Genomic DNA, 25,840 nt, shown 5'->3' on the forward strand with positions numbered 1-25,840 from the left:
GCACGACAAGCGCACTCCCCCGCCTAAACTCAATCCGAAATTACTGAAGCAGCTTCAGTACAGCGGAAGGCAGTTGGTTGGCTTGAGCCAGAACGGAGGTCGAAGCCTGCTGCAGAGTTTGCTGCTTGGTCAGGTTAGCAGTTTCTGCGGCGAAGTCGGTGTCTTGTACACGACCCTGTGCAGCAGTGGTGTTCTCAACGATGTTTTGCAGGTTGGAGATGGTGCTGGTCAGACGGTTTTGCGAAGCACCCAGGCTGGCACGTTGTGCACCGATCGAAGCGATAGCGGCGTCGATCGCGGTGATCGCGCTGTCGATGTTGGTAGCAGCGGTAGCAGCGTCAGCACCGGTCAGAGCCAGAGTAGCGCTACCAACCGACAGGCTGACGGCGTCGAATGCAGAGCTCAGTACCAGGTCGATGTGGTTAGCCGAACCGGTGTTTGCGCCAACTTGCAGGGTCACAGTACCAGCGGTACCGTCCAGCAGGTTTTTGCCGTTCAGGTTGGTCGAAGCCGAGATACGGGTGATCTCGTCGGACATCTGAGCGAATTCGGAGTTGGTAGCGGTCTGGTCAGCAGTGCCGTTGGTACCGTTACGTGCTTTAACAGCCAGTTCACGCATACGCTGCAGGATGTCGGTAGTTGCTTGCAGGCCACCTTCAGCAGCCTGAGCTACCGAGATACCGTCGTTGGCGTTCTGGATAGCCTGGTTGCCACCACGGATTTGCGAAGCCATACGGTTGGAGATCTGCAGGCCAGCGGCGTCATCTTTAGCGCTGTTGATTTTCAGGCCGGAAGACAGACGTTGCATCGAAGTCGACAGAGCGTCGGAAGCGCGGTTCAGGTTTTTCTGAACGTTCAACGATGTGGTGTTGGTGTTTACTGTTAAAGCCATGACGAATTCCTCGTTGGTTGGGTACTGCGGCTTCCGGCCCTGGCAACCGCCGGGTATGGCCTAGAGAACCTTCGTAATAGTTATCGTCGGGTTTGCAGGTTGCTTGAGGGCTTTTTGAAAAAAATTTGCCATCACCCTGCCACCCCCGAGAAAACAAGGGCTTAGCCGCGCCCCGCCCACGAAAAAATGACGTCATAAAATCGACTGCTGCGCAAAGCAGCGGGCCAGCGCCGTTGGTCGCCTTCAGCGCTGCGTGCTTTGCAGCAATTCGATCAGTTCGTACTCCATGAAATCGGCGAGGCCCAACCAGTCCTGACGCTCTTGGCATTCAAGGATTTGCGTCAGCAAGCTCGCCCAGGCTTGCTGGACATCGGTCGATGCCGACATGAGCGCCTGCTGCGCGCCTTCAAACACGTCAACCATGACCAGCGCGGCCTCGACATCACGGCCCAGCCGAAACAGTCCGGCGCACTGACGGCACTCGTCCATGCATTTATCGATAGCGGTCATTGCACGAACTCCGGGTCGAACTGCGTGCCGGCAATAAAGGCGCCCGCACGACTGCTGTTATAGAACTGCACGTGCGGATGGGCGGCGATGTAGCGTTCCAGCACACATAGATAACCGCGAAAGTTGAGCTGCGTGGCGACGCGCTGGCCATTCCCGTCCAGCACCCAGTGCCGTGACTGACTCACGCCCGGCCCCAGATCGCCGTCGTTCCAGCCGGCGTGGGTCTTGTTATTGGGAAACGCAAAGTCAGCGCCGAACAGCGTGATGCGCGCGGCGCCCATCTTCACCGCCAGATCGACGGCGGGATGAATCACACTGCCACCGACATGCAGCAGCGCGCGCGGATGTTGCTCGCGCAAACCGGCGTACACCGGACTTGCCGAATAACCACCGTAGCGCTTGCCCTTCCAGGCCGTCAGTACATCGGGATCACTCATCGGCAGGTACACCAAAGTAATCCCGTCCGATTCCTCGAATGGTAGATGCCGAAAACCGATACGTTGATCGATGCTGACCACCATGTCCGGGACGATCCCGTGTTCGCGCAACGGCCGATAAGCGGTATCCACGGCAATAAACAATGGACGATCAGCCTGCTGACGAATCACCGCCAACCGTTCGAAATGGCTCTCAAGCGACGGGCCAGTACCGATCACAAACACCTCGCGGCCGGCGCAGGTGCCGAACAATTGCGCCACATCCTCATCGCCCAACAGAACCGGCAAACTGTCCTGCAACCGTTGTTGAATAATCGGCGACTGCACGTCGAATTCGCGATTATTGAAAGTCAGATGAACTTCATTGACCAGCCGATCACGGATCTTCGCGTTGAAGTCATCCGCCAGCAGCATCTCGGCCGGCAGGGCAAAAAACGGCGTGCAGATATCGGAAAGATCGCCTGCATAAAACAGCTCCACGCGCGGATCTTCCAGCCACTGCCGTTGATCAATCAGTTGCAGCACCAGCGCAAACAACGCGCCATTGAGGATGTGCACGTACAAGCGATCAAGGTTTGTGCGCTCCAGCAACACGCCCGGCAGATCGCCGAGGCTGGTGCCGTAGACGTGCAGTTGCGCTTTGTCCGGAAGACTGGCGGCCTGAATCCGCGCCTCATGCGTGCGGTCATGGCGACTGGTGAGCTGGATGCCGTTGACGCTCAGCGTCGAACCCAGCCCTTGCGTCAGCTCAGCCTCGATGGCCGAACTGTCCTCAGCCATCAAGCGCTCGAACAGCGCCGGCCAGCGTCGTTGCAGGACTTCGGCATTGGCCTGGAAAAACTCGCTCATGACGCCTCGCACTCCCTTTCAGGCAAAAAAATAGCGCTCAAGGTTAACCCTTGAGCGCTATTTTTGTATCGGCCGTTGTGTGGCTCAAGGACGATAAATAATCGCCGAGCCCCACGACAGACCCACACCGAAACCGCTGAGCGCAATGCGCTGCCAGTCGGAATCGATCACGTGTTTTTCCAGCAGCAGCGGAATGCTCGACGACACGGTGTTGCCGGTCTCGACCATGTCCTTGATGAACTTCTCCGGCTCGCCTTCGAAGCGTCGCGCCACGGCATCAACGATCGCCGCACTGCCCTGGTGAATGCAGAACGCATCGATGTCGTCAGCCTTGAGGCCAGAATCGTCGAGCAACTCGTGCAAGTGCGCCGGGACTTTCAGCAGCGCAAAGTTGAACACCTGACGACCGTTCATGAAGAACACGCCATCGGTGACTTTCAAGTGCGGCGCACCGGAACCGTCGGTGCCGAACTTGGCCTTGCCCAGCGCCCAGGTCGGATCTTCGCCCATCCACGTGGCGGTGGCGGCATCGCCAAACAGCATGGTGGTGTTGCGGTCTTCCGGGTCGACGATTTTCGAGTACGGGTCAGCGGTGATCAGCAGGCCGTTCTTCAGGCCGGCGGCTTCCATAAAGCCCTTGATCGCGTAGATGCCGTAGACGTAACCGGAGCAACCCAGGGAAATATCGAACGCAGCGACATTGGTCGGCAGGCCGAGTTTGTCCTGGACGATCGCGGCAGTGTGCGGCAGGCCTTCTTCGTCACCGTTCTGGGTGACGACGATCAACGCGTCGATCGATTCACGCTTCAGTTCAGGGTTGCTGGCAAACAGCGCATTGGCCGCTTCCACGCACAGATCGGAGGTTTCTTGATCAGCGTCTTTGCGCGGCAGAAACGCCGAACCGATTTTGCCAAGGATGAATTCTTCATCTTTTTCGAATTTTGCACCTTGTGCGTAATTGTCCACGCCGGCTACAGGAACGTAGCTCGCAATGCTTTTTATGCCAATCATTACGGCTTCCCAATAAAAAACAGCCCAAGACCACCGCTCGCAAGGATTTCGAGGGGCGCCGACAAACAGAAAACGGCCGCCACAACGGGCAGCCACGGGGAGCGCAAAGGGCTATCACTGCCACCGATAACGGGTCAGGCGCCATCTCACCGATTAATACAATACAGTGAAGATGCGCGTTATGACTCGCAAGTCACGATAAATGCCGAATCGATTGCAGATCGGTCTATTCGATCAGCGACCAGTCCAGCGGCGTACCGCGTTTGATCGGCGTGCGCGCGCAGCGGCCGAGAACGGCGTCGGTGTGCTTGGGCGGCAGCCCGAGACCCGGACGAATGGCGCGCAGATTGGCAGCGCTGAAAGGCTCACCGGCGGCCATATCAGCGGTGACGTACAGCGAACGGCGATAGACCACCGACTTGCGCTCGGCCTCGGTCACGCCGTAATGCACCTGACCGAGCGCCTGCCAGGCGCGTTCGGTTTCCACCACCAGACTGGCCATCTCCGCCGGTTCCAGCGAGAAACTGGCGTCGACGCCACCGGCCGCGCGGTCGAGGGTGAAGTGTTTTTCCACCACTGTCGCCCCCAGCGCCACCGCCGCCACTGATACGCCGACGCCCATCGAATGATCAGACAGCCCCACTTCGCAGCCGAACAGTTCACGCAGATGTGGAATCGTGCGCACGTGGCTGTTCGCCGGTGTCGCCGGGTAGGTGCTGGTGCATTTGAGCAGCACCAGATCCTTGCACCCCGCCTCACGGGCGGCGCGCACGGTTTCGTCGAGTTCGGCGATGCTCGCCATGCCGGTGGAGATGATCAGCGGTTTGCCGGTGGCCGCGACGCGACGGATCAGCGGCAAATCGGTGTTTTCAAAACTGGCGATCTTGTAGGCCGGTACGTCGAGGCTTTCGAGAAAGTCCACAGCGCTGTCGTCGAACGGTGTAGAGAACGCGAGCATGCCCAGCTCTTTCGCCCGAGCGAAAATCGGCGCGTGCCATTCCCATGGTGTATGCGCCTTCTCATACAGGTCATACAAAGACGTGCCGGCCCAGAGGCTGCCCGGATCCTTGATGAAAAACTCACCCTCGGCGATGTCCAGCGTCATGGTCTCGGCGGTGTAGGTTTGCAGCTTCAAGGCATGCGCGCCAGCCTTCGCCGCCGCCTCGACGATTTGCAGGGCCACGTCCAGCGACTGGTTATGGTTGCCGCTCATCTCGGCGATGATGAACGGCGGCGCGTCGGCACCGATCAGGTGATCGCCAATCTTGAAATCAGGCATGCGGGTGTTCCTTCAAGACACGGGTGAACGCACAGGCACTTTGCAGATACCCGGCGTCACGAAAGACATTCAATGACGGGCGATTGGCAGGCGAAACCTGCGCGGTGATTGCGGTCAGTTGCGGCCAGTGCGCCGTGACGAATGCCTCACCGCGAGCGAGCAGCGCCCTGCCCCAACCGAGGCCCAGACGCTGTTCAAACAGATACAGCGAAACTTCGGCCGCAAAACCACGCAAGTCATAACGCAACACGCCGACCGGGCCGTCGTCGCCTTCGGCAATCAACAGCAGTCGCTGCGGATTGCGCAGGCTCGCGCTCAACCAGTGTTGATGCTGCTCGCGGTCGATCACATCGGTTTTTTGCGACCAGCGTCGCACCGCTTCGGCGTTGCGCCCGTCGAACAACAATTGCGCATCGTCCAGCGTCGCCGGGCGCAGTTTCAGCACCGCGCCAGCCAGCGCTGCCGCTACGCGCAAAGCACCACGACCGTCGACCAATTGCCGCGAGCGCTCGGCCAGACTTTGCCGCAGATAAAAGTTGCCAACGACGAAGCCGATCGCATCGCGCAACTGCTCGACACTGACCTGCTCACGGGCGCCCATGAACACATGCGCACCGGCTGCCGCCATGACTTCGCCGTTGACTTGCTGATTGTTCGACACCGCAATGCAAATCGTCGGCAAACCGAGCGCCGCGCGCTCCCAACTGGTGCCGCCACCAGCACCAATAAACAAATCGGCTGCAAGCATGCGCTGATGAAAATCGCTGACAAAACTGTGCAGGCGCCAGTGCGGCCGCGTCTCGGCCAGCGCCTGCATTTGCGTCCAGGCCGGGTTGTCGGCGCCGGCGACAAAATCCACTTCAAGCTCGGCAAAATCGGCCAGCGCCAACATCGCGTGATGAGTCTGGCGAGCGGCATCGAAACCGCCAAAATTCACCAGCAGTCGCTGCGCCTGCGGCTTGATCTCGATGGCCGGGGCATTGAATTCCTCGCGCAACATCGCATAGCGCGGGCCGAGCAACGTGCGGCATTTGGCAGGCAGCAGTGGCTGATAATTTTCGCTGAGGCCGGACAAATTCTGATTGAGCAACAGGTCGACGCTGTAGCGCCGCGTGGCCAGATCATCGACCGCCGCAATGCGTGGCGCCCAGCGCCGGGCAGCGGTTTGCCAGTGATGATCGAGCCCATAGTGATCGGCGATGATCCAGTCGAACGCGGTGTGACCGTCCAGCAGCTGCGCCAGCGCGTCGATGTCGGCCTGCCAAGGCAACATCGCTTCGATGGCTTGCTGCGGGTCTTCATCGGGATAGCGTTCAGGCAGCGCGAAGGTCTCGAAACCCTCGGCGCTCAGCGCATCGAGCCGATGCCCCGGCAAGCGCCGACAGGCAAACGCGACGTGGCTGCCCTGCCCGCGCAGCACCCGCGCCAGCGTCAGGCAACGGGCAATGTGGCCGCTGCCGATGGTCGGCGAGGCGTCGGCACGGATCAGCACTCTCACGATAATTCTCCGCCAGCCTTCAGCGCGGCATACAGGTATTCGGCGCGTTTCCAGTCTTCCAGCGTGTCGATGTCCTGCACCAGATGCCGGGGCAGAATCACCGGCAGACTGGCGGGCGAATACATCACTTCACCGCGTAACCAGGCATCGCTGCGGCCCCAGTAAAACTGCCCGGCATCCTGAAACGCTTCGGGCAGATCCTGCGAGCGGGTGTTGCGAAACTCCGGGTACAAAGCCTGCAACGCGCCCTGCCCGTCCAGCGTCAATGCACGCTGCACCGGAAAGCCAAAACTGCACACGGAGAATGCAAAGGATTTGTCCGGGTGCTGCTCCAGCAATTCCAGCCCCTGACGTAGATAACGCGTCTGCAACAACGGCGCCGTGGCATAGACGCAGCAGGTGAAATCGAAATCCGGCAGTTGCTGCAAAGCATGCACGATCACAGGCGCAGTGCCGGCAAAATCGTCGGCCAGTTCCGCCGGACGCAGGAACGGCACATCAGCACCGTGAGCCCGCGCCACGTCGGCAATCTCGGCGTCGTCGGTGCTGACCACGACCCGCTCGAACAACCCCGAATCCAGCGCCGTGCGGATCGAGCGAACGATCATCGGCACGCCGTCGAACGGCAAAAGATTTTTACGCGGGATGCGTTTGCTGCCCCCGCGAGCCGGAATGATTGCGACGCTGCTCAAGGACGTTTTTCCAACAGGAACCAAGTGACATCGTCCGCCGGAAACTGTGGGTCGCGGTGATAAACGAAACCGTAATCGAGCAGTTGCAGATCGGCATAACGATCAAGCATTTCGCCCGCGAAATCGCGCTTGAACAATTTGCCGCTCTTGCCGCGATAAGGCACTTCGACGGGTGCCGGGTTGTAGTACTCGGCGATCAAAATGTAGCGCTGGCTCAATTCATACAATTGCGCGTAAGCGGTGGGCAACAACTCTGGCGCCAGATGGATCAGCACACCTTTGCTCAACGTCAGATCGTAGTGGCGCTCGCGCGGGAAATCGAACAGCGAACCGTGCCAGATCTGGGCGATGTTCAGCGCTCGCGCCTGAGCACAGGCACAGTCGTTGATCTCGACGCCAAACAGTTCACAACGCGGCAACAGCTGATGCAGTGCCTGCAAATTGTTGCCCGCGTTGGTGCCCAGCTCGACCAGACTGTCGATACGACCGGCGCGGCTCAGAGCCTTGGCAAACAACGCGAGGTTGGCGGCCACCAACGGCTGGCCAACATTTCGATCAACGTAAGCGTTGCCGAAGTCGCCTTGCCAGAACTTTTCCTGCTCACTCAGATCACGCATTGCAGAGACTCATCCTCAGCCGCAGCGGCCCTTATTCGGTCAGCCGACGCAATTGCTCGACCACATAATCTTGTTGCTCATCGCTCAGCAATGGAAACAGCGGCAGGCTGATCGCTTCGGCGTAATAGCGTTCGGCCTGCGGGAAATCGCCCTCGGCAAAACCCAGGTCGCGATAGTAAGGCTGCAAGTGCAGCGGAATATAGTGCAGATTCACCCCGACCCCGGCCGCGCGCAACCCTTCGAAGATTTGCCGGTGACTGAGATTGACGCGCTCGGTCTGCACGCGCACCACGTACAGGTGCCACGCCGACTCCGCCTCTGGCTGAGAGCTTGGCAAGGTCAACGGCAGGTACGCCAGCAAGCGGTCATAACGTGCGGCCAATTCACGGCGACGGGTAATGAAGTCGTCGAGTTTCGCCAGTTGCGACAGGCCCAGCGCGGCTTGCAGATCGGTGATGCGGTAATTGAAACCGAGCTCGATCTGTTCGTAATACCAAGGGCCGTGACTGGCGTCAGTCATCTGCTGCGGATCGCGGGTCATGCCGTGGCTGCGCAGGCGTTGCAAGCGTTCGGCCAGCGCCGGACGATTGGTCAGTACCATGCCGCCCTCGGCGCTGGTGATGATCTTCACCGGGTGAAAACTGAACACCGTCATCGCGGCGAACTCACCGCACCCGACCGGACGCCCGGCGTACGACGCGCCCACCGCGTGCGAGGCATCTTCGATCACAGTGAAGTTGTAGCGCTCGGCCAGTTCGGCAATGCGGCGCATGTCGCAGCTCTGCCCGGAAAACGCCACCGCCACCAGCACTTTCGGCAACGTTCCGTCGCGTTCGGCCTGATCGAGTTTTGCTTCGAGCGCGAAGGCATCGAGGTTCCAGGTCAGCGGATCGATGTCGACAAAATCGACGTCGGCGCCGCAATAACGTCCGCAGTTGGCCGAAGCGAGAAAGGTGTTCGGCGTCGTCCACAAACGATCGCCCGGGCCCAGCCCTGCGGCCAGACAGGCAATGTGCAGCGCCGCCGTGGCATTGCAAACAGCAATTGCGAAATCAGCCTGACAGCGCTCGGCCAGCGCTTGCTCGAAACGCGCGATGGTCGGGCCCTGGGTCAGCCAGTCGGACTGCAACACCTCGACCACGGCATCAATGTCCGCTTGGTCGAGACTCTGCCGACCGTACGGAATCATGCCGACAGCTTCGCGTGCAGGTCGGCGATCTGCCCGACCGACAGGAAGTGCGGATTGGTGTCGGAGCGGTATTCGAAATCCTCACCGACCGCCCGGCCCTGCTCACCGAGTTTGTCGACGGCGAAATCGACATCGACGCTGGTGAAGCGAATCGACGGCTGAATCGTGTAGTGGTCTTCAAACTCCAACGTCATCCGCGCATCGTCCAGCGGCACCATCAGCTCATGGAGTTTTTCGCCCGGACGAATGCCGACGTTTTTATGCGGCAGATGATCGGCCATGCCCAACGCCAGATCGACGATGCGAATCGACGGAATCTTCGGCACAAAGACTTCGCCGCCGTGCATCCGCGCGAAGCTGTCGAGGACAAACTGCACGCCGTGATCGAGGGTGATCCAGAACCGCGTCATGCGCTCGTCGGTGATCGGCAACTCAGTCGCGCCGTCAGCAATCAACTTGCTGAAAAACGGCACCACGGAACCGCGCGAACCGGCGACGTTGCCGTAGCGCACCACGGCGAAACGGGTTTCCTGCTCGCCGGCAATGTTGTTGGCGGCGACGAACAATTTGTCCGAGAGCAACTTGGTCGCGCCGTACAGATTGATCGGGCTGGCCGCTTTGTCGGTGGACAGAGCGACGACTTTCTTCACGCCGTTATCGATGGCGGCGGCGATGATGTTTTCCGCGCCATTGACGTTGGTGCGAATGCACTCGGTCGGGTTGTATTCCGCCGCCGGCACCTGCTTGAGCGCTGCCGCATGCACCACGTAATCGATGCCGCGCATGGCCTGGCGCAGACGGTCAGCGTCACGCACGTCACCGATGAAGTAACGCATGCACGGCGCGTTGAACGTCTGCTGCATCTCGTACTGCTTGAGTTCGTCGCGGGAAAACACCACCACGCGCTTGGGCTGATATTGCTCAAGCAGGCGAGCGATGAATTTGCGCCCGAACGAACCGGTGCCGCCAGAGATGAAAATCGATTTACCGTTGAACATGTGCTGATTCCTGTCCGGCGAGCTTAAGCAAGCAACTGCGCCCAGTTGATCGAGGCCTTGTCGCCCAAGGTAAAACCTTTGCCGTTCAGGGCCAGGTTGGCGTTGTAAGCCGGATCCTGCGCGAAGGCGTTGCTCCATTTCTCACGCAGGGCTTGTAGCGCCTCTGGCGCCTGCGGCAGTTCGCCGTTATGCAGCACTTGCACCAGCGGCGTCCACACGATGAGGTAACCGGCCTGACCGGCGTTGAGGCACAGATCGACATCGGCATAACCGTCGGCGAAGGTCACTTCGTCCAGGCCGCCAACCGCGTTGAACAGTTCTTTGCGCACCATCAGGCAGGCCTTCGACACGGCGGAGTAATTCTGCTCGACGGCCAAACGATGCATGTAGCCTTCAGCAGCATGCTTTTCGCCTACGAAGGGTGAACCCACGCCCCCATTCAGACCCAAAATCAAACCGGCGTGGGAAATTTTGCCGCTGCGGTCGACCAGCTTGGCCCCGACGATACCGACTTCAGGACGCTGGGCGTGGTTGAGCAGTGACTCAACCCAGTTCGGATTGACGATTTCACTGTCAGCGGCCAACAGCACCAGATACTCGCCCTGCGCCTGCCCGCTGGCAGCGTTGTACAACGCCACCTCGCCGAGCGGCTGATCGGCTCGCAGCACATTCACTTTGGCATTGCGCAAAGTACCCAGCCAGTCGTTGACCGCCGCCGAGTGATTCGGGTTTGCCGCGATCAGTACTTCATAACGGCTGTAACGGGTTCTGAGCAAAACACTTTCCACGCAGCGCCGTAACAAGGACAGATCATCAATGGCCGGCACAATGATCGAAACCAGTGGCTGTTCGCAGTGGCGATAGTCGATCTGCCATGTGCCCGGCGACGCCGAGGCGACCTTGGCCTTGTAGCCGCGATTACTCAAATGACGGAGCAACGCCTGACGTTCGTGAGCGTTTTCTTCAAGCAGCGGCGCCTGGCAAATCAACAGGGGCTCGTCGAGATGTGCTAGACCGCCAAGACCGCCCTGCTCAATGATGCGCAAGAGCAAATCGAATTCCAGCGCTTTGCTGAAATCCGCCTGATATCCACCGACCTCAAGCAGAATGTCGCGACGAATCAACCAGTGGCGAGCCATGAGCGATGGATGGCTCTGCAACAGATCCAGGTTGAAACCAGGACGGTACACATCAACCAGTGCGCCGGTTTCGGTGCGCTGAATTTCATCGGTGGAAACGACACGCACATCAGCAGCGGACATCAGTTCCAGGCTGGCGCGCAACAAACCGCTCGCGGTGAACTCATCCCCCACCTGTGCCAGCATCAGCCAGTCACATGGCGACTGGCTGGCGCTCTGGTTCAATTTGTCTACGAAATTGCCCGGCGAAACCCGAACAAAATGCAAGGTATTTTGCGCAGTGGTGGAGGCAAGCGGTTCGCCGGTCGTGAACACCACTATTTTGAAGGATTTGCAGTGGCCTTCGACGAGGCTGTCGAGTGTGGTTTGCAGCTTGTCGACGTTGTTGTCCAGATCCAGCAGGAAGATGCCGAATTGTGGGCCACCGTTGTTCTCGGCCAGATGAGCGGCAATCTTTGCCGCTTGTTCGGCGTCAGGCTCGCGAGCGTCCAGCCATTTGAGCAGGCGCCCCGAACGCATGTTGCTGAATGCAGGGTAATGATCGGCGTTCGACGCATTGTCCAGACGAGCGCTCCATTCGCGCATGGCCTGCGCTTGCGCTTCATCGCCAGTGGCGTCCAATTGCTCCGACAGACGCTTGATAACGGAACGGTTAAATGCGTTGCTGTCGTGGGCTTGCCACAATCGGTCAATCACACTTTCAGCCGTATCGTTATTGCGCGCACGCAGCAGGTGCTCTTGCCGAGTCCAGACGCCTTCCAATTGTTCGAGCTGAACGCGACCGGCCGGCATTGCGTGAAGCAAAAATTCAAACTGGGTCAGCAGATCAAAAAAACGCTGATTGTAAAAAGGCATCTCAACGTATTGTTTGGGACCGAACTTTCGCTCCGGTTCTTTGAGCAGTTGATTCCAGACTGATTGAAAAACCAGCTCGGCTGTCAACGCACGACCGGACTTGAGGCTATCAGTCATGGCCTCGAAGCTTTTGAGGGCAAATGCCTTGCGTTGATGCTGGTCAAGATGGGTGATGCCTGTCGGCAGCGATGCCAAAAACCCGGCAAATGCTTCACGCTCAGCCACGGACTTGGCATCGGCGAACGTCAGCGCGTGATACACCTCAGTGTTGTGATCAGAGAAGCCGATGTTGATCTCGCGAACAACATAAGGGATCGGCAGAACGCGCGCCTTGGCGTTAGCCAGCAAATAGTAACTATGGCCGATTTCCTGCCACTCAAAGCTAGTACCGGCAGGCAACGCTGCGTACCAGTCCTGAATGATCGAGGTGCGGCACACACCATAAAATGGCGGTACGTACTGATGCATGAAATCGAGAACGCGCTCTTCGGCACGCTCGGATGAGTAGTCTTCACAGATTTTCTTGTCGCGTCGGTAGTAGCTGACACTTCCGGCAAGCGCCAGGTACATCAGGCAGTAGCCGTGACACAAACCATAATCACGGTTTGCTTCAAGGAAGTTGACCGACTCGGCCAATGACTCATGCAAGATAAAATCGTCGTCAGCCGCGAACACCATGTAAGGCGTCGTCAGTTGCTTAACGCCGTAGGTCAGTTTGGCTTGCATGCCCCAGTAAGCAAATTGCGGCAGATGCTGATAGTCGACCGAAGAAAAGTCCCCCTCCGGATGCTCGGGAGAGGAGTCCAAGACCAGGACTTTGCAAGGCAGGGTGCTGTAGTACTTCAGCGCCCGACGCAAAAAGGCCGGACGGTTATGGGTGATGAGCACCACCGTCAGCAATTCGCTCAGTGGCGTGTGTTCAGAACCGTAATTGCCTTGCATAACTTCTCCCACAACCGGCGAAACCGCCCGATAAACACTTTGATGATGGCGTTGATTTGACTCAGCGAACCCGACGCAGATAACCATCCGAGGCGACGGTAATCAGCAGCTTGTCCTGCATCGCTTGATCAATCTCGAAATCACGATTTTCTTTCAAGTAGGCCCAGACCGCCGTTTTCGGATTGTCACCCGGCCCCCACGGACGATCCGGAAAGGCATCGGCCGGCATGTCTTCGACCACGGTGTCCATGACGATGCAATAGCTGTCTGTTGAGACCAGTGGTGCGTAAAGACGCAACTCTTCGAGAACGTGTTCATGGGTGTGATTGGAGTCGAGTACCACAATCACTTTCTTGCCTGCCGCCGCCTGACGAACCTGTTCGGCAACAGCCGGATCCAGACTGGAACCTTCGATCATGCTGATGCGTTTGATCATCGGATGGCTTTCAATGGCCTCACGGTTATGAGCCCGGATGTCGCGATCGATACCCAACACTTCGCCATGGCCTTGCAGCTCCAGCAGCGAAGCGTAGTAAATGATCGAGCCGCCATGGGCGATACCACACTCGATTACCAGATCCGGTTTGATTCGCCAGATCAGTTCCTGCATTGCCATCATGTCTTGTGGCAACTGAATGATCGGACGGCCCATCCACGAAAAGTGATAGGTGTATTTATGCTTGGCCGACTGGTTGTAGAACTCTTGGGCCAGCGCCTTGAGATTCTTGTCCTGGCCTTGGGCAATCACTTCAGCCTGGCACTCCGCCTCGAAGGCTTTGATTACGTTATCGCTCATTGTCCGGTCTCACTGAAAATTCATTTGAAAGTCACGTTTGCCTAAGGCCTTGCGTCGGGCTCCATCAGCTTGTCTGCTGCGCCCCCAGTAACTGCTGCAGACGCTCGACCACCGCCCAGAACGCCATGGGTTCGTGAGTCGGGTAGGGGAAATACCCCAAGTTCAAATCGGTCGAGGCCCCGCGTTCACGCAGTCGCTGCTCCACCAACGACCTGACCGAAACTGGCTGACCGCTGGCGCAATTGATCACGCCGTTGAATTCGCGTTGTTGCGCAATAGCGGCGAGATAACCGGCGGCCGTTTCGATCGGCAGAAAATCGCGCAATTGCTCACCGGCCGACATGTTGAACGATGCATCACCGGCATTGATCGCCCGGTCGAGTGCGGCCAGCAAACTGTTGGGGTTCTGTCCTTCGCCATGCAGATAAAACAAGCGCGCCCACTGCAAGGTGAACGGCTGTGCCTGCTGCAGGTTTTGCAAAAACAGGTGCAGCGTATGTTTGGCCAGACCATACGGGTTCGCCGGTTGCGCCTCGGTCTGCTCACTGAGCGGGCCGCTTTGCATGCCGTATTCAAAACAGGTGCCGGTGACCAGAACCTGCTTCACACCCGTCTCGACCACGCTTTTGATAAAGCGGTAATCGGCCATCAGGTTGTGCTCGAAATGAAACAGCGCCCGATAGTTCGGCAAACCCGGCCAGGCCAGATGCGCCAGTGCATCGACGCCATCGGTCAACGCGACAACATCCAGTTCAGCCGCGTGAATATCCGCGCTGACGAACTCGACGTCATTGATCCACGGCATGCCTTGCGCCGTTTCTGCGTTGCGCGCCACCGCACGCACTTCGCAGCCGCGCGCCAGCAATGCGGCGACCAGGTGCCGACCGACGAAGCCCGTGGCTCCGGTGACCAGAAACTTCACAGTACTTTCAACTCAGGCACGGCGATCACGAAGCGGCCGTCCCACTGACGCACTTGCGCCAGTTGCTGACTGACTTCGTGCAGCAGGTTCCACGGCAGCACCAGCACGTAATCCGGCTTCTCGATTTCAATGCGTTCCGGCGCAACAATCGGAATGCGGCTGCCGGGCAGGAACTTGCCTTGCTTGTGCGGATTGGCATCGGCCACCCACGCGAGCAAATCGGGTTTGACCCCGGCGTAGTTGAGCAGCGTGTTGCCCTTGGCCGCCGCGCCGTAACCCACTACGCGTTTGCCATCGGCCTTGGCCTGCAACAGGAAGCGCAGCAGTTCATGCTTGATGCGTTCAGCGGCGGGCGCGAGAGTCGCGTAGTACTCGGCGGTTTTGACCCCGGCATCGAGTTCGGCCTGCAACTGCTGCTGCACCGATGCTTGCACGGCGCGACGTTCGCCGTCCTTGCGCTGGACGAACACGCGCAGCGATCCGCCGTGGGTGTTCAGTTGGCTGACGTCGAACACTTGCAGACCGTTGCGCTCGCACAAAGTCTGCACGGCGGTCAGCGACAGGTAGGAATAGTGTTCGTGATACAGCGTGTCGAACTGCGCGCCGGCCATCAGCGTCAGCAGTTGCGGGAATTCGAAGGTAGCAACGCCGCTCGGCTTGAGCAGCGTGGCGAAACCAGCGAGGAAATCATTGATGTCCGGCACATGCGCGAGCACGTTGTTGGCGGCCATCAAGTCCGCGCCCCAGCCTTCGCTGTTCAACTGCGCAGCGGTGTCGCGACCGAAGAACAGTTCGCGAATCTCCAGACCTTTTTCTCGTGCAGCTTGCGCGGTGCTGCGAGTCGGCTCGACGCCGAGGCACGGAATGCCACGCGCGGCGACGTATTGCAGCAGGTAGCCGTCGTTGGCAGCGATTTCCACCACGCGGCTGTCAGCGGTCAGGCCAAAACGCTCGACCATCTCGGCAACGTAACGCTCGGCGTGCGCCAGCCAAGTGCTGGAGAACGAACTGAAATACGCGTACTCAGCGTCGAACAGGCTGTCGGCGCTGGTGTAATCCTCAGTCTGTACCAGCCAGCATTGCTGGCACACCGCGACTTTCAGTGGCACCCACTGCTCGGCCTGTTCCAGGCGATCAGCATGCACATAGGCGTTGGACGGTGGTGAGGTGCCGAGATCGATCAGCGGCAGGCTCAGCGGTGCGGCGCACCCACGGCAGTTCATAGACGCACTCCAGCGAAGTGTTGATCGAGCGCAGGATGGCTGGAATCGCGCGCTGACAAATTATTGACAGGCAACGGCCAGGCAATCGCCAGCCGTGGGTCGTTCACCGACAAACCGCCCTCGTGCCCCGGCGCGTAATCAGCGCTGTGCAGGTAGAGCAATTCAGCGTCCTCAGTCAGCGTCTGGAAACCGTGGGCGAACCCGGCCGGGATCAACAGACTGCGACCGTCGCCAGCCTTGAGGTGCTCCGCGTGCCAGTGCAAAAACGTTGCTGAATCCGGGCGCAAATCCACCGCCACATCCCACACTTCACCGCGCAGGCAAGTGATGAGTTTGGCTTCCGGCGCGTTGGCATTCTGATAATGCAAACCGCGCACGCTGCCCTTCTCGCGAGTGCAGGAATGGTTGATCTGGCGGATATGAAACTCAGCGCCAAACGCGCTCAGGCTGCCTTCGCAAAACAACCGCGCGAAGTGCCCGCGCTGATCTTCGAAGCGCTTGTGCTGGACGCTGAACAGTCCGGCCAGCGGCAACGCCTTCAGGGAAAACTCGCTCACAACGCGCCTCGGTACAGGTTCAATTGGCCGAGGGTCACGGCGCGCATGTCATCGCCGTTCTGCCACGCCAGATGCCAGTCGAGGGTTTGCGCCAGGCATTGCTGCAGTGACCAACGCGGCTGCCAACCGAGCAGTTGCCGCGCGCGACTGCTGTCCAGACGCAACAGACCGGCCTCGTGCAATTCACTCGGTTCGATGCGCAAACCGCGAGCCTGCGGCCAGCGATTGGCGAGCAGTTCAACCACTTCGCCGACGCTGCACATGTCCGCCTCGCCGGGGCCGAAATTCCATGCGCCGGCGTATTCCGGGCCTTGCTCGTAGAGGCCAGCGGCCAATTGCAGATAACCGGCCAGCGGCTCCAGCGCGTGCTGCCATGGGCGCACGGCTTGCGGGTAACGCAAGGTCACTGGCTCGTCTGCCGACCAGGCTTTCAGTACATCGGGAATCAATCGCTCAGGGGCGAAATCACCGCCGCCCAAGACATTGCCGGCGCGCGCTGTAGCCAAGGCGAGACCGTGCTCGGCGTACTTGTCCGCCGGGAAAAACGACGCGGCGTAAGACTGCGCCAACAACTCGCAACAGGCTTTGCTGCTGCTGTAAGGATCGTGACCACCGAGGGCTTCGTCTTCGCGGTACGGCCACAGCCATTCCTTGTTGGCGTAGACCTTGTCGGTGGTCACCAGTACACAGGCGCGCACGCAACCGACCTGACGAATCGCTTCGAGCAGGTTGAGCGTGCCCATCACGTTGCTGGAATAAGTACCGAGCGGATCGCGATAGCCTTCACGCACCAACGGCTGTGCGGCGAGGTGCAAAACGATTTCCGGCTCGGTGTCGGCGATGATCTCCAGCAGTGCGCCGAGGTCACGCAAATCACCGCGCTGATCGTTGATGCCTTCGTGTACGCGCGCCAGTTCGAACAGGCTCGGTTCGGTCGACGGATCGAGGGCAAAACCACTGACCTCGGCGCCAAGGCTTTGCAGCCACAGGGTCAGCCAACTGCCCTTGAAACCGGTATGCCCGGTGACCAGAACGCGTTTACCGCGCCAGAAATCCGCACTCAGGCCCATTGCTTCCATGGGGCCTCCCCGCTCTGCCACAGCGCTTCGAGATGGTTCTTGTCGCGCAGGGTGTCCATCGGCTGCCAGAAGCCATCGTGTTCGAACGCTTTCAACTGTTCGTCCTCAGCGAGACGGGTCAGCGGTTCCGCCTCCCAAGTGGTTTCATCGCCAGCGATATAGGGGAGCACCTTGGGTGACAGTACGAAAAAACCGCCATTGATCCAGCCACCGTCGCCTCGAGGCTTTTCGGTGAATCCGAGAACCTGATCGCCTTGCCGTTGCAGCGCGCCGTAACGGCCCGGCGGCTGTACCGCAGTCACTGTCGCCAGACGGCCATGAGACTGATGGTATTTCACCAACTCACCGATGTTCAGATCAGAAACACCATCACCGTAAGTGAAGCAGAACGCGTCTTCATCCTTGAGGTAGCGGCCGGCACGCAGCAGACGGCCACCGGTCATGGTTTCCTCGCCAGTGTCGATGAGAGTGACGCTCCACGGTTCGCTGTAGTTCTGGTGAACGTCCATGCGGTTCTCGCGCATGTTGAAAGTGACGTCGGAGGTGTGCAGGAAGTAATTGGCGAAGAAATCCTTGATCGCATAGCCCTTGTAGCCAAGGCAAATGACGAAGTCGTGAATTCCGTGGGCGGAATACTGCTTCATGATGTGCCAGAGAATTGGCTTGCCGCCGATCTCGATCATCGGTTTTGGCTTGAGGTGCGACTCTTCACTGATGCGCGTGCCGAGGCCACCCGCCAAAATTACTGCCTTCATCGTCTCCCCTCTCGTTCGTCACCGGGCTGCGCTTGGCTTTCTTGAGCTTTACGGGCCTTCTGGCTAGACCTTTTGCCGATTCGGGCGCTGACGCAATGACCGCGAGCGCTCGTTTTATGGCGATTTGAGGGGGACTTGCAGGAAACGCGCCAGCTCCACAAGCCCTTCGCCCAACCCTCTCGCAAGCTCGGCTGCAGCTCATTTCACAAACATAAAAAAAAGACGATCCAAGAGATCGCCTTTTTCGCACAGCCTGACCGATCAATCCGCCAGCCATCCATACTCCCAATAGCGCAAGTTATCACCACGCAACACATAGTCGCGCAAGACCACCTCACGCAGATCATCCCCCATGCGATAACTGGCGTCCGGGTCAGCCAAGTGCATGCGAATCGCCTGAAGCCATTCATCCGTGGTGTTGGTTTTGACCCGCGTGCAAGGCAGGTAGCCGCGATAAGCCTCGGTGTCGGTGCAGATGACCGGATAACCGCAAGCGCCGTATTCCAGCAGACGCAGATTGCTTTTGCAGTCGTTGAAGATGTGAAATTCCAGCGGCGCTAACGCCAGATCAAGGTTGAGGCTGGCCAGTTTGGCCGGGTACACGTCCAGCCCGATCACCCCATGGAACTCATGCATGTACGGCCGAAGTTCTTCGGGGCACATGCCGAAAAAGACCCAGTCGACTTCGCCGGCCAACTCGCGCACCACATCAGCGATCACCGCCAGGTCGCCGTGGTGACTGGTGCCACCGCCCCAGCCGACTCGCGGTTTTTTCGACGTTCGCCGTTGGCTGCGCATGTTGCTCCACATTTTTGCGTCGAGCATGTTCGGCACCACGCGAATATCGTGATGCATGTCCGCCAACGCATTACCTAGCGCGGCGGTCGAGACCACTACCCGATCGCACATGCCAATGGCACGGCGAACCAGACTTTCCATCTCCTGCCTGCTCGGCATGTTGCGGTTGTGCGCATTGCGGTGCGGGACATCAATGACATAGTCATCCAGTTCGTAGATTCGCCGCGCACTGAAATAGTTGCTCAACACCGGCATCTCATTGATCGGTGCTTCTGAGTAACGGCCTTGCAGAATGATCACATCAGGGGACTGACGCTCAATCTCGATAATCGATGGCAGACTCGAACTGTAACGAATCCGCCCCTGCGCCCTGCCCGCCGCCTCCAGCTCAATCAATGGCTGAGTAACGCGGTAGTGCCCGATGGCGGAAGCATTGACCGGCAACGCGAGAATTTTAGGTAACGAGGTATTGGAGAATGGACTCCAGCCACTGCACAGGCCTGGTTCCAGCGCGAAGCTCGACCCCACATGCCCCTGCAAGGAAAGATTGGGATTGTAGGCAGGATCACGGGCAACAACCGGTAGCCAGCGTTTATAGAATGTTTCCTCATGCTGTCCGACCACGGTTTGCTCATCTTCGAGAGCAACCTCGCTCCGCCGCGCGCCGAGCGCCAGTGCGGCATAAGGCGTCCAGACCACCAGAAACCCCTCTTGAGCCACGCGCAGACACAAATCCACCTCGTGCAGCGTCTTCGGCAGATGCTGTTCATCCAGGCAACCCACCGCCTCAAATACCGATTTGCGCACCATCAGACAATCCGCCCCGACAGCACTGAGGTTCTGCACAGACTGCAAGCGGAACATGTACCCGGCGGATTGCATGGCGTTGCCGTAGAACGGCAGCCCGGCGGGCCCTTGCAAACCGAGAATCACACCAGCATGCAAAATATGTCCGTCAGGGTTGAAGAGTTTGCCACCGACGATTCCCACTTCGGGGCGCTGGGCATGATTGAGCAACTCGTCTAGCCATTCTGTTTGGGTAATCACTGCGTAAGGATTCAGCAGCAATACATATTCGCCACGGGCATGGCCGACGGCGAAGTTGCGCATAGCAGCAATATTGCCATGAGCCGGGTATGACAGCACGCGAACGCGATCACTGCCCAATTGCGCCATACCGGCGAACCATTCACGGGCTTCGCCGCTCTCACTGCCATTGTCCACCAGCAACAGCTCGTACTCGCTGTACGCGGTTTTCTCCAACAAGCTGTCAACACAGCGCTGCAAGGCAGGAATATGGTCTTTGCTGGCAATGATGATCGATACCAGCGGGCGTTGCGCATGGCGATAATCGACCCGATTGAGCAAATCGGTGCTGCCACGCCGAATATCGTGAGCGATGTTCAACCGATCAAGGTGAGCCGCCAGCAACAGTGGGCTGTTTTCCACCACCTCGGGCAGCGACAACCACTTGGCCAGATCGAACGCAGACTCAACGACAATCTCGGCCAAATGCCCGACCACTTGCGTACCTTCCCGCTCAACCATTCGCCAGAGCAGGTCATGCGGGGCCAACTCGGCAAATGCACAATCGAAACCGCCCAGCATCACAAAGGTTTCGCGCCGGAACGCCAGGGCACGCCCCACGTAGGGATAAGTGCGCATCAGATCCAGATTGAAGTCAGGCTTGAATGCTGGCTCAACCGATTCACCAAGACGCAAACTGCCCTCGTCGCCATAAAGACAGGTCAGTGCAGCAGTGAACGCAATGCGCTCGGCGATCATCAACAGGGCCGGCACTACCAATCGATCACCGGCACGCAGCAGATAGAACCAGTCAGCCCCCTCAAGCTGTGGCAAAAGCTCATTAAGCTGCTGTCGCCAGTTTTCCTGCAGGGGTAAATGGAACACCCGCCCATCCAGTACCGGCTCAACGCAGTCAGCAGACAACACCAGCGTCAGCTCCGGCGCATAAGCCTGAGCCGCCAGGCTTTCGAGCGTCCGCTCAAGCGCTGAAGGACTGTGCCGATCATCAACAACCACTGGCACTATTCGCGGTGTACACGGCCAACCGGCCAGAGTGTCCGGCAGCAGCCGACGCTGCACATCACTCAGCGTCCGGCATTCCAGCCATTGCGTATAGAGCTGAGAAAAACTCTGACTGTTGGTACCGACACTCCATATCTGCGCACTTTGCTTGGTGCCCAGTGTACGGCTCAGTGGCAACTCTTCCCAGACCCGAGGTGATTCATCAGCCTTGGGCATCGGCACATATCGCACCCAACCCGGTGCTGGCGCCGACTCACCGCCGCGCGCCTTGAGCATCTGCAGTAACCACTGCTGTTCGATCTCTCGCGAATCTTTCATCGCCTGTTGGCCACTCAGGCGATCCGGATACAAGCGTTCGACACTCAACACATGATTGGAGACGACCACATTGCCGCGCCGCAGCAAACATACGAACAGAGCAAAATCCAGGCTCGCGACAAAACAATGACCCGGCTGGGTCAACGCCGGCAACAGCTCCAGAATGTCACAACGACGGAACAACGCATTGCTGAAACCGCCAAGAATATTGGCCGGGAATTTCTCGAAGATTGCCAGCAGATCACTGCCCTTGAACAGACCACTGATGGGTGACAGTGGCGTGTTTTCCAGTCGCGAAGGCAATGCCATATCGTCAGCGTCCCAGAACAGACGCTGAGCTAAAACCAGATTGACCTCGTCCCGATTGGCCAGCACGTGGGCCTGACGCTCGATACAGCTCGCAAACAGCTGATCGTCGTCACACAGGAATTTGATGAACTCACCTTGGGTTTGCTCAAGACAAACCTTCAGGTTTTCGACCATTCCCAACGTACGTGGATTGCGCAGATAGCGCACTGCAACCGCGGATTGCCCTGCCACCGCGACAACTATTTTCTCGATCTCGTTGCCACGACTGTCATCGCACACAACGATCTCAAGATTGCCGTAGCCCTGACTGACGGCACTGCGCAATGCACGTTCGAAAAAACGCGGATTAAACGCGGGGATGGCGATGCTGACGAGAGGAAGTGAATTCACGGCGGGCTCACAGGCGGTACGAGCCTGCTCGGAAAGCGAGCCCTGAAACCGCTAAAAAACATTAACTGAGGGACAGGGCAAACGGGCGCTCACGCGCCCGCCAACCGTCAAATCTTGTTGAACAGACCCAACTGGCTGATCTTGCTGAACGCCAGTTGCGCCGCTTGCAGCATGGTCTGCTGCAAGGTCAGGCGGGTCATGACTTCGGCCGGATCCGAATCACGGATCGAACCTTGAGTCGTGGAGTTCGCCGTGCTCAGGCTCTGGTTGGTGACGACTTGCATATCCAGCGACTGACCACGAGCGCCGATCGAGGTAACGGCAGCGCCGACCTGATTGCTCGCGGCATCGATGTTGCCAAGACCGCCTTCCATGATGCCCTGGAATTTTTGCTTGGCCACATCATCGCCGTCGATCGGTGCGTTCAGCGCGGCAACCATCTGACCCAGGGTATCGAGGATGTTCTGGGTCTGGTGATCGTTAGGCTGAATCGAAAACTGATCACCGGCGGCCGGCGCATTGCCCAGTGCGAACGTCACGCCAGCAGCAGTGGCATTGTTGCCCGACACCGTGCCCGAAGACACTGGCTTGCTGTCAGCAGTGACCGGCGCCGCGTACAGGTCGAACGCGGTAGCGCTGGTGAACTTGAGCACCGCCCCACCCTGTGGGAACGCGGCGGTGTAAGCGGCCTGATCAGTGATGTTCGAGCCAGTGATCACGGCAGTGGATGGATTACCCGGGCTGCGCGTCGTGGTGAACGAATCAGGCGTGGCCGCCAACTGGAAGCTGTGCCCGGCGATGACCGCGTCCGGATCGGTGTCGCCGGCCTTGAGGTTGATGTTCAACTTCATGTCGACGCCACGGAAACTGACGGTCTGGTTGGCGCCGCTGGAATTGAGAATCGCGCCGCCCTTGGTCGCTTCAGCGGTGACGTCGTTGCCCTGCGCATCGGTGATTTTCAACTGAGTGCTGCTGAGAAAGCTGACCGTGTACGGCTCGCCGCCGGTGAACTTGGCGTTGTAAGTCGCCGCGGTGCCCACGGTGCCGTTGGACAGCACGACACGGCCATCGTCGACTGCCGGCGACGTCATGCTGGTGTTGGTGCGCGCGGTATTGATGGTCTGCTGGAAAGCGTCCCAACCGGTGGTATTGGTGCCGACGGTCATGCCGTCGCCAATCCCCAGATTGATGGTGGTCTGGTCACCGTTGTAGGTGTAAGTGCCGTCCGGATTCTGCGAGTACGGCGCGGTGTCGGTTTTCGAACCGGAGAACAGGTAGTTGCCGTCGGCATCCTTAGAGTTCATCAGGCCCAGCACTTGTTGCTGGATCTGCGCCAGTTGCGAGGCGTAAGCCTGGCGATCCTTGTCGGTCAGCGTGCCGTTGTTGGCGGCCAGGCCGATTTCCTTGGCGCTCTGCAATGCAGTGGTGATGGAATCCAGTGTGGTTTCCTGCACCGACAAGGCATTCTTGGTGCTGTTGATGTTGCCGTTGTACTGATCGAGCAACGCGGCCTGCTGGCCCAGTTGCAGCAAACGACCGGCACCGACCGGATCATCCGATGCGGTGTTGATCCGCTGCAGGCTGCTCGCCTCGCTCGCGGTGGCCACAGCCTTGTTGAAGTTACGCTGATAGTCCGACGCTTGCGTGCCGTAATACTGGGCGGTGGAAATGCGCATGAATTACGACTCCTTAAAGGCTGTTGATCAGCGTGGCGAAAGTTTCCTGCGCAGCTTTGATGATCTGCGAAGACGCTGTGTAGTACTGCTGATATTTGACCAGGTTGCCGGTTTCTTCATCGAGGTTGACCCCGGACAGCGAATCGCGCGCACCTTGCGCGTTATCCAGAATCGCCGTGGTCGCGGCGCTGTCAGACTTGCCTTGGGCAGTCTTGGTGCCGACGTTGGTCACCAGTTTGTTGTAGGCGTCGGTCAGGCTGATGCCCTTGCTCGCCGAACCGGTGTCGACCGTTTGTTTGGTTTGCAGACCGACCAGCGCCTGCGCGTTGCGGTTGTCCGAAGACGCCGCACCGGTGAGGTTCATGGTGAAGGTTTCACCGGATTTCGGCGTGCCGCCGACCGTGGTTTGCACGGTGAAGGTCTTCTGCACGTTCGGCGTGACGGAGGTGTCCATCACTGGATTGCCGTTGGCATCGAGGACGCCGACTTTCAGGTTCAGTGTGTTCGACTGGCCCGGCACGATGGTGCCGGTGCCGATGTTCTGCCCCTTGGCGTCGACCAGCGTGTACGACTGGCTGCCGCCGCTGGCGTCACCGAACACCAGTTTCACCGGCGTCGAATTCTTCAGCGCCGCCTGCATGTCAGCCTGGGCAGTCGGGTTGTAAATATTGATCGTGTCGCTCAGCGTCGGCTGGGTGTAAGTGCCCAGACCGTTGGCGCTGGCGGAACCGGTCAGCGGGCCTGCGGCAGCGATCTTCTTCGGATCGCTGAGCACCGTCTGGATGCTCGCGGCGGCATTACGCGTCGGGGTGATCTTGAAGCTGTCACCGGCGCTCAACGCGCCACCGTTGAGGGCCAGAGTGAAACCGTCAATCACTGGCGGCGGATTGGTCGTGGTGCTGAACGTGCCGAGGTCGGTGCCGTCGGAGCGCTTGACGCTGTAGTCGGTCGCGCTGGTGAACGTCACCTGATAATCGCTGGTGGTCAGCTTGCCGGTGTCCTTGATGGTCACATCAAGGTTGCCCGAACCGCTGCTGTTACCGGCCTGCGCGATGCTGCGCTGACTGATCAGCGCGGCACTGTTGATGTTGTTGAAAATCGCCGCGCCAAAGTCACCGTTCTTGTCGATGCCTTGCGCTTGCTGGCTGTTGATCTGATCGGCAACCACCAGGGCTACACGGCCCAGCTCATTGAGCGACGGGTCGAGGACGTCTTTGCGATACGTCAGCAGACCACCGATTTCGCCACCGCTGATCACCGAAGTGATGTCGATGGTGCTCGAACCGCGATCCATCTGAATCGACATGCGCGACGGATCGTCTTTGCTGGCAACCATGCTCAGCGAGTTGGTGGTATTGCCGATCACCAGCGGCTGGCCGCTGCCGACATACACGTCGAAACTGGTGCCGCGTTCAACGACCTGCGCACCGGTCAATTCAGAGAGCTGACGCACGGCTTCGTTACGGCTGTCGAGCAAGTCGTTCGGTGCGCCGCCGCTGGTGGAAATCTCACCGATCTTCTGGTTCAGGTTGGCAATCGACGTGGCCAGTTTATTCACCTGAGCAGTCATGTCGCTGAGGCTGCCGTTGATGGTGGTGTTCTGGTCATTCAACTGCTTGGCGAGAGCGTTGAAACGGCTGCTCAGCGCTTGCGCACCGGTCAGTACCGACTGACGCGAGGTATCGTCGGTGGCCGAGGTCGACACGCCTTGCATCGAGGTGAAAAACTTCTGCAACACGCCGGTCAGACCGGTGTTGGTGTCAGACAGAATCGAGTCCAGCGGCGTGGCCTGGGCCAGGTACGAAGCCGCTTCGCTGTTCAGCGAAGTGGCGGTGTGCAACTGCGATTCGAGGTACGAGTTGTAGACCCGACGCACATCGGCGAGGGTCGTGCCCGTGCCGATAAAAACAGTGCCGTACTGCTGCGAGGCTTTGGTGCCTTGCACGGTTTGCTGACGTGAGTAACCGGCGGTGTCGACGTTGGCAATGTTGTTGCCTGTCGTAGCCAAAGAGGACTGGCTCGACGCCAGACCCGACATCCCGATATTGAGCAAACTCATG

At 59.0% G+C, this 25,840-nt stretch carries 20 protein-coding genes; all 20 read right to left on the bottom strand.

Translation table 11 applies throughout. From position 1 onward, the window contains the following. Nucleotides 1-40 precede the first annotated feature (40 nt). Nucleotides 41-892 (bottom strand): flagellin domain-containing protein, encoded by an 852-nt coding sequence (locus ACIOMO_RS12900; RefSeq protein ID WP_053118340.1) that lies wholly within the window; start codon nt 890-892, stop codon nt 41-43. 243 nt (nt 893-1,135) lie between these two features. After that, entirely contained in the window at nt 1,136-1,402 is a 267-nt protein-coding gene (locus tag ACIOMO_RS12905; RefSeq protein ID WP_401241083.1) for a hypothetical protein, read from the bottom strand. Then, the gene (locus ACIOMO_RS12910; RefSeq protein WP_401241086.1) at nt 1,399-2,688 is read right to left on the bottom strand and encodes a motility associated factor glycosyltransferase family protein; all 1,290 of its coding nucleotides are present in this window, start codon (nt 2,686-2,688) and stop codon (nt 1,399-1,401) included. Before ACIOMO_RS12910 ends, ACIOMO_RS12905 begins: the two co-directional genes overlap by 4 nt. 84 nt (nt 2,689-2,772) lie before the next feature. Next, the gene (locus ACIOMO_RS12915) at nt 2,773-3,699 is read right to left on the bottom strand and encodes a ketoacyl-ACP synthase III (protein WP_053118335.1); all 927 of its coding nucleotides are present in this window, start codon (nt 3,697-3,699) and stop codon (nt 2,773-2,775) included. A 226-nt stretch (nt 3,700-3,925) separates the two neighbouring features. Continuing rightward, nucleotides 3,926-4,978 carry a pseudaminic acid synthase gene (gene pseI / locus ACIOMO_RS12920; protein WP_401241089.1) on the bottom strand — a complete coding sequence of 351 codons (1,053 nt, stop codon included), beginning with the start codon at nt 4,976-4,978 and terminating at the stop codon, nt 3,926-3,928. Further along, complete coding sequence (gene pseG, locus ACIOMO_RS12925) at nt 4,971-6,476, bottom strand: UDP-2,4-diacetamido-2,4,6-trideoxy-beta-L-altropyranose hydrolase (RefSeq protein WP_401241092.1); 1,506 nt, start codon at nt 6,474-6,476, stop codon at nt 4,971-4,973. The genes pseI and pseG overlap by 8 nt, the downstream gene beginning before the upstream one ends. Then, on the bottom strand, nt 6,473-7,168 hold the full coding sequence (gene pseF, locus ACIOMO_RS12930) for a pseudaminic acid cytidylyltransferase (RefSeq protein WP_401241095.1): 696 nt from the start codon (nt 7,166-7,168) through the stop codon (nt 6,473-6,475). Before pseF ends, pseG begins: the two co-directional genes overlap by 4 nt. Beyond that, nucleotides 7,165-7,785 (bottom strand): pseudaminic acid biosynthesis-associated methylase, encoded by a 621-nt coding sequence (locus ACIOMO_RS12935; RefSeq protein ID WP_401241098.1) that lies wholly within the window; start codon nt 7,783-7,785, stop codon nt 7,165-7,167. The genes pseF and ACIOMO_RS12935 overlap by 4 nt, the downstream gene beginning before the upstream one ends. Before the next feature lie 31 nt (nt 7,786-7,816). Next, on the bottom strand, nt 7,817-8,974 hold the full coding sequence (pseC, locus tag ACIOMO_RS12940) for a UDP-4-amino-4,6-dideoxy-N-acetyl-beta-L-altrosamine transaminase (RefSeq protein ID WP_401241101.1): 1,158 nt from the start codon (nt 8,972-8,974) through the stop codon (nt 7,817-7,819). Continuing rightward, complete coding sequence (pseB, locus tag ACIOMO_RS12945; RefSeq protein ID WP_401241104.1) at nt 8,971-9,972, bottom strand: UDP-N-acetylglucosamine 4,6-dehydratase (inverting); 1,002 nt, start codon at nt 9,970-9,972, stop codon at nt 8,971-8,973. The genes pseC and pseB overlap by 4 nt, the downstream gene beginning before the upstream one ends. A 23-nt stretch (nt 9,973-9,995) precedes the next feature. Then, nucleotides 9,996-12,908: a TIGR00180 family glycosyltransferase gene (locus ACIOMO_RS12950; RefSeq protein ID WP_401241107.1), complete on the bottom strand. Its 2,913-nt coding sequence runs from the start codon at nt 12,906-12,908 to the stop codon at nt 9,996-9,998. Nucleotides 12,909-12,969: 61 nt separating this feature from the next. After that, the gene (locus ACIOMO_RS12955; RefSeq protein ID WP_053118320.1) at nt 12,970-13,704 is read right to left on the bottom strand and encodes a cephalosporin hydroxylase family protein; all 735 of its coding nucleotides are present in this window, start codon (nt 13,702-13,704) and stop codon (nt 12,970-12,972) included. 64 nt (nt 13,705-13,768) lie between these two features. Further along, the gene (locus tag ACIOMO_RS12960; protein ID WP_401241111.1) at nt 13,769-14,626 is read right to left on the bottom strand and encodes an NAD-dependent epimerase/dehydratase family protein; all 858 of its coding nucleotides are present in this window, start codon (nt 14,624-14,626) and stop codon (nt 13,769-13,771) included. Further along, nucleotides 14,623-15,849 carry a methyltransferase domain-containing protein gene (locus tag ACIOMO_RS12965; protein WP_401241113.1) on the bottom strand — a complete coding sequence of 409 codons (1,227 nt, stop codon included), beginning with the start codon at nt 15,847-15,849 and terminating at the stop codon, nt 14,623-14,625. The genes ACIOMO_RS12960 and ACIOMO_RS12965 overlap by 4 nt, the downstream gene beginning before the upstream one ends. Next, nucleotides 15,846-16,406 (bottom strand): dTDP-4-dehydrorhamnose 3,5-epimerase family protein, encoded by a 561-nt coding sequence (locus ACIOMO_RS12970; protein WP_401241115.1) that lies wholly within the window; start codon nt 16,404-16,406, stop codon nt 15,846-15,848. The genes ACIOMO_RS12965 and ACIOMO_RS12970 overlap by 4 nt, the downstream gene beginning before the upstream one ends. Beyond that, nucleotides 16,403-17,485 (bottom strand): CDP-glucose 4,6-dehydratase, encoded by a 1,083-nt coding sequence (gene rfbG, locus ACIOMO_RS12975; protein WP_401241118.1) that lies wholly within the window; start codon nt 17,483-17,485, stop codon nt 16,403-16,405. Before rfbG ends, ACIOMO_RS12970 begins: the two co-directional genes overlap by 4 nt. Then, nucleotides 17,467-18,240, bottom strand: a complete 774-nt coding sequence (rfbF, locus tag ACIOMO_RS12980; protein WP_053118309.1) for a glucose-1-phosphate cytidylyltransferase — start codon at nt 18,238-18,240, stop codon at nt 17,467-17,469. The genes rfbG and rfbF overlap by 19 nt, the downstream gene beginning before the upstream one ends. A gap of 261 nt (nt 18,241-18,501) precedes the next feature. Then, entirely contained in the window at nt 18,502-22,104 is a 3,603-nt protein-coding gene (locus ACIOMO_RS12985; RefSeq protein WP_401241121.1) for a glycosyltransferase, read from the bottom strand. A gap of 107 nt (nt 22,105-22,211) precedes the next feature. Next, nucleotides 22,212-23,780: a flagellar hook-associated protein 3 gene (locus ACIOMO_RS12990; RefSeq protein ID WP_401241124.1), complete on the bottom strand. Its 1,569-nt coding sequence runs from the start codon at nt 23,778-23,780 to the stop codon at nt 22,212-22,214. A gap of 13 nt (nt 23,781-23,793) precedes the next feature. Then, nucleotides 23,794-25,839, bottom strand: a complete 2,046-nt coding sequence (flgK, locus tag ACIOMO_RS12995; protein WP_053118303.1) for a flagellar hook-associated protein FlgK — start codon at nt 25,837-25,839, stop codon at nt 23,794-23,796. Between the last annotated feature and the right edge of the window lies 1 nt (nt 25,840).

The sequence above is a fragment of the Pseudomonas sp. NPDC087804 genome (assembly GCF_044742965.1).
GTDB lineage: Bacteria > Pseudomonadota > Gammaproteobacteria > Pseudomonadales > Pseudomonadaceae > Aquipseudomonas > Aquipseudomonas rustica.

Bases quoted from the DNA above. Each gene is read 5' to 3' on its own strand.
- ACIOMO_RS12900 (WP_053118340.1), bottom strand. From the start codon at position 892: ATGGCTTTAACAGTAAACACCAACACCACATCGTTGAACGTTCAGAAA.
- ACIOMO_RS12905 (WP_401241083.1), bottom strand. From the start codon at position 1,402: ATGACCGCTATCGATAAATGCATGGACGAGTGCCGTCAGTGCGCCGGA.
- ACIOMO_RS12910 (WP_401241086.1), bottom strand. From the start codon at position 2,688: ATGAGCGAGTTTTTCCAGGCCAATGCCGAAGTCCTGCAACGACGCTGG.
- ACIOMO_RS12915 (WP_053118335.1), bottom strand. From the start codon at position 3,699: ATGATTGGCATAAAAAGCATTGCGAGCTACGTTCCTGTAGCCGGCGTG.
- pseI (WP_401241089.1), bottom strand. From the start codon at position 4,978: ATGCCTGATTTCAAGATTGGCGATCACCTGATCGGTGCCGACGCGCCG.
- ACIOMO_RS12935 (WP_401241098.1), bottom strand. From the start codon at position 7,785: ATGCGTGATCTGAGTGAGCAGGAAAAGTTCTGGCAAGGCGACTTCGGC.
- pseC (WP_401241101.1), bottom strand. From the start codon at position 8,974: ATGATTCCGTACGGTCGGCAGAGTCTCGACCAAGCGGACATTGATGCC.
- pseB (WP_401241104.1), bottom strand. From the start codon at position 9,972: ATGTTCAACGGTAAATCGATTTTCATCTCTGGCGGCACCGGTTCGTTC.
- ACIOMO_RS12950 (WP_401241107.1), bottom strand. From the start codon at position 12,908: ATGCAAGGCAATTACGGTTCTGAACACACGCCACTGAGCGAATTGCTG.
- ACIOMO_RS12955 (WP_053118320.1), bottom strand. From the start codon at position 13,704: ATGAGCGATAACGTAATCAAAGCCTTCGAGGCGGAGTGCCAGGCTGAA.
- ACIOMO_RS12965 (WP_401241113.1), bottom strand. From the start codon at position 15,849: ATGAACTGCCGTGGGTGCGCCGCACCGCTGAGCCTGCCGCTGATCGAT.
- rfbG (WP_401241118.1), bottom strand. From the start codon at position 17,485: ATGGAAGCAATGGGCCTGAGTGCGGATTTCTGGCGCGGTAAACGCGTT.
- rfbF (WP_053118309.1), bottom strand. From the start codon at position 18,240: ATGAAGGCAGTAATTTTGGCGGGTGGCCTCGGCACGCGCATCAGTGAA.
- ACIOMO_RS12990 (WP_401241124.1), bottom strand. From the start codon at position 23,780: ATGCGCATTTCCACCGCCCAGTATTACGGCACGCAAGCGTCGGACTAT.
- flgK (WP_053118303.1), bottom strand. From the start codon at position 25,839: ATGAGTTTGCTCAATATCGGGATGTCGGGTCTGGCGTCGAGCCAGTCC.